Raw genomic sequence first — 331 nt, forward strand, 5'->3', positions numbered from 1 at the left:
CTGAAAGACATGTGTGCCACCGGCGACTATCTGGTCTACATCACCGAGACGCGGACCATGACGCCGGATGAGTTCGACGGCTTCGCGGCCAACTTACTGACCTCGCGCGACTGGCTGGCGCGCAAGGGTGGCTATCTGGGCCAAGGCCGGTTGTGCGTAGAAATTCACGCACCCGGACGCCCCTATCTGTATGTGGATCCGAGTGGCAGCGATTTTTGTCGGTACATCGCGAGGCTTGGCTAGTGGCGGCACAGCCACGCTGTCCATGTTCTTCGATCAAAGCCTTGGCTTTCTGATTGAACAGCGCGTGAATGGAGTCATCGCCAACACA

The 331-nt window shown here is 58.3% G+C and carries 1 protein-coding gene; it reads left to right on the forward strand.

What is annotated here, in order from left to right; all coding sequences use genetic code 11:
- Window positions 1-243 (forward strand): hypothetical protein (locus C1I89_RS33895; RefSeq protein ID WP_102776431.1); only part of this gene is annotated, 243 nt, incomplete at its 5' end.
- Window positions 244-331: the final 88 nt, after the last annotated feature.

Origin of the sequence: Achromobacter pulmonis (assembly GCF_002885955.2) — a bacterium.
GTDB lineage: Bacteria > Pseudomonadota > Gammaproteobacteria > Burkholderiales > Burkholderiaceae_B > Achromobacter > Achromobacter pulmonis_A.